4 protein-coding genes are annotated in these 3,604 nt (G+C 63.5%); all 4 read left to right on the forward strand.

From position 1 onward, the window contains the following. Positions 1-136: 136 nt before the first annotated feature. Positions 137-1,609 (forward strand): aldehyde dehydrogenase, encoded by a 1,473-nt coding sequence (locus tag ACE3OO_RS20055; protein WP_374305847.1) that lies wholly within the window; start codon positions 137-139, stop codon positions 1,607-1,609. Then, positions 1,609-2,505 carry a hypothetical protein gene (locus ACE3OO_RS20060; protein WP_374305849.1) on the forward strand — a complete coding sequence of 299 codons (897 nt, stop codon included), beginning with the start codon at positions 1,609-1,611 and terminating at the stop codon, positions 2,503-2,505. Before ACE3OO_RS20055 ends, ACE3OO_RS20060 begins: the two co-directional genes overlap by 1 nt. 39 nt (positions 2,506-2,544) lie before the next feature. Then, positions 2,545-3,399: a fumarylacetoacetate hydrolase family protein gene (locus ACE3OO_RS20065; protein WP_374305851.1), complete on the forward strand. Its 855-nt coding sequence runs from the start codon at positions 2,545-2,547 to the stop codon at positions 3,397-3,399. 11 nt (positions 3,400-3,410) lie between these two features. Beyond that, on the forward strand, positions 3,411-3,604 hold a 194-nt coding region (locus ACE3OO_RS20070; RefSeq protein WP_374305854.1), incomplete at its 3' end, for an acetoacetate decarboxylase family protein.

Genomic DNA, 3,604 nt, shown 5'->3' on the forward strand with positions numbered 1-3,604 from the left:
CTCGCCACCATCGCCGACCTCGACGGCATCGCCGAATCCGAATAAGCGACGATCGGTCGCGGCTCCTGCTTGACTCGGCGAGAGTGCTTCGCATAATTATTCGACGTCGAACGATTTATGCGGGAGCAGCAGTGGCATGAAGGCGCTGGTCGAAGGGGTTGAGGTTGACGTTCGCCACTGGATCGACGGCAAGCGCGTCGGCAGTGCCACCACCTTTTCCAGCATTTCGCCGATCGACGAACAGAAGATCGCCGACATCGCGGCTGGTGGTGAAAGCGAAATCGACCAGGCCGTGACAGCCGCACAGGCGGCGTTTCAAAGCTGGAAGAAGACCAGCCCCGCCGAACGCGCCGCCTATCTCCACAAAATTGCCGACATCGTCGAGGCACGCGTCGAGGCGCTGGCGGTGGTCGAAACCCGTGACAATGGCTCGCTGCTCCGCTCGCATCGCCGGGGCGTGATGCCGCGTGTCGCCATGAATTTCCGCTTCTTCGCCGACTGGCTGACGCAGCTCGATCACCCCGATTTCGACGTGCGCGGCCACCGCAACCATATTTCCTATGACCCCAGCGGTGTGGCCGGCATCATCACCCCTTGGAACGCGCCCTTGATGCTGGGCACGTGGCGCATCGCGCCGGCTCTGGCTGCAGGCTGTACCGTGGTCTACAAGCCACCGGAATGGGCGCCGCTCACCGCCTCGCTCCTCGCTGATATTACTGCCGAAGCAGGTCTCCCGGCCGGCGTTTTCAATGTGGTGCAGGGCATGGGGCGCGAGGCGGGGGCAGCGCTATCGCGCCATCCAAAGGTACGGCGCCTCAGCTTCACCGGCTCGGTGCCGACGGCCCGCACAATCGCTGCCGCCGCCGCACCCAATCTGGTGCCCCTCTCCTTCGAGCTCGGTGGCAAATCGCCCTTCATCGTCTTTGCCGATTGCGATTTCGACCTCGCCGTCAACACGGCCATCGGCCAATACGACAATGCGGGGCAGGTCTGCCTGGCCGGCACGCGCATACTGGTCGAGGAGAGCATCCGCGACAAATTCCAGGAAGCCTTCATTGCCAAGGCAAAAAATATTCGCCAGGGCGATCCGCGCGACGAGGCCAGCGATATCGGCCCGCAGATCAGCCGGGCGCATTTCGAACGCGTCAGCGGCTTCGTCGACCGGGCCAAGGGCGCCGGCATGAAGCCGCTCATCGGTGGTGGCCCCAACGAGGATCTGGGCGGTCTCTATTTCCGCCCGACTCTTTTTGCCGATCCGACGCCCGGTTCCGAAATCCTGCGCGATGAAGTGTTCGGACCGGTGCTCTGCCTGCAATCCTTCAAGGACGAGGCACAAGCCATCGCCATGGCCAACGACACTGAATACGGCCTCGCCGCCGTGGTGATGACCGGCGATCCCGCCCGTGCCGAACGCGTCACCGGGGCGGTGAATGCCGGCCTCGTTTGGAACAACTGCTTCTTCGTCCGGGATCTGCGGCAGGCTTTCGGCGGCAATGGCAAGTCCGGCATCGGCCGCGAGGGCGGCACCTGGTCGTTCGATTTCTATTGCGACGTCAAGAACAGCGTCTATGCGCCGCATGGCTGGAGCCAAGTGGGAGGAAAAGTGTGATGGGTGAAGTCGTTGGTTGCGGGCTGCTGGCCCATGTTCCCACCGTCATGCTGCCGGAGCATATCCGTCACGAGCTCAACAACGGCAGCGATTTCACCGTCGTCGAAGGCTTCCGCCGCCTGAAGCGCGAGGTGCTGGAAAAGCTCGATTACGACACCGTCGTCGTGCTCGATTCGCATTGGTTCACCACGGTCGAATTCGTCATCACCAGCGAAGCGCGGCGCCGGGGCAAATACACCTCCGACGAATTGCCGCGCGGCATGAGCCAGGTGCCTTACGATCTTCCCGGCGACCCGGTCTTTGCCGAACTGGTGGCAAGCAAGGCCGGCAAGCACGGCACCTGGATCACGCCGATCGCCGATCCGTGCCTGCCCATCCAATACGCCACGGTCAATGTGGCGGCCTATCTGCAGAAGGGCAGCGAATCCTGGCTCTCCATGAGCTGCGCCCAGACCGGCGAGACCGAGGATTTCCTGCGGGTGGGACGCGCCCTTGGCGAGGCCATCGCGGAAAGCGGGAAGAAAGTGCTGCTGCTGGCCTCGGGCGCGATGAGTCACAAATTCTGGCCGCTGCAGAAGCTGCGGCAGCATGAGGCGGCTGGGGTCGAGCATATCTTCAGCCCCGAACATTCGGCAGCCGATCTGGAGCGGATCGAATGGTTCAGGGCCGGCAACCATGCCGCCGTCATCAAGACCATGCCTGAGTTCCTGAAATTCAAGCCGGAAGCCAATTTCGGCCATTATCTGATGATGGCGGCGGCCCTGGGTGAGGAGAAGCTGAGCGCGCCCGGCCGCCTTTTCAGCAAATACGAAAACTCGATCGGCACCGGCCAGGTGCATATCTGGTTCGACCGGCCGCAGGCTGGCTGGACCGGCAAGGCAAAGGCAGCGGAATAAGACTGCCGGCCGAAGAAGCAAGAGAATTGGGAGGGTGACGTGACCGAATACCGACGCATTTTGCTGGGCGGCGCCATCGTCGAAACCGAGCGCCAGGGTGAAGAACTGGTGGCGCGCGATGGCCGACGTGTCGCCATCAAGGACGCCATACATCTGCCGCCCGTGCAGCCCGGCAAGATCATCGCCGTGCACTTGAACCATGTGAGCCGCGTGCACGAATTCCAGATCAAGCTCTCTGCCACGCCGACCTATTTCCAGAAGCCGACCTCGGCGCTCAATTCGCATCTCGGCGAGATCGTGCGGCCCAAGGGGTGCAAATGGCTGAACTACGAGGGCGAGGTTGCCATCGTCATCGGCAAGCGCGCCCGCAACATCAGCCAGGCCGAAGCCGGCGCCTATATCGCCGGCTATACGGTCGCCAACGATTTCGGCCTGCACGATTTCCGCGACACCGATGCCGGCTCCATGCTGCGCGTCAAGGGCAGCGACACGCTCTGCCCGCTGGGGCCGGGCTTCGTCACCGGCTGGGACTTCCACAACAAATTCCTACGCACCTATGTCAACGGCAAGGTGGTGCAGGACGGCAACACCGCCGAGATGACCTGGGACATGCATTACCTGGTGGCCGACATCGCCCGCAACATCACGCTGGAACCGGGCGATGTGCTCCTCTCCGGCACGCCGGCCAATTCGCGTCCCGTGCAACCGGGCGACCTGGTTGAGGTCGAGGTCGAAGGGTTGGGCCGGCTCTCCAACCGTATCGTCGAAGGACCGGAGCCGATCCGCACCGATGTCGGCGCGCAGCCCACGGAATCCGAGGAAGTGCTCTCCACGGCCCTGGGCGGCGATTGGGAATTCCGCGGCATCCGCGCCCCGAAGAAACCCGGCCAGTAAGGAGCGCCGCCATGACCGAGCCCAAAGGCTTCTTCTATCCGCGCAGCCAGAGCGGTCAATCGAGCCTGCTGCCGCCGCCGCCCTGGCACTATGCCGGCGATCTCCTCACCGTCGAATACCGCACCGACCCCAAGCTCATCGCCGACATCCTGCCGGCACCGCTGACGCTCGCTGCCGAAGATCCCGGCGCCGTGGCGCTCATCTG

The organism is Ferrovibrio sp. (assembly GCF_041906005.1).
GTDB lineage: Bacteria > Pseudomonadota > Alphaproteobacteria > Ferrovibrionales > Ferrovibrionaceae > Ferrovibrio.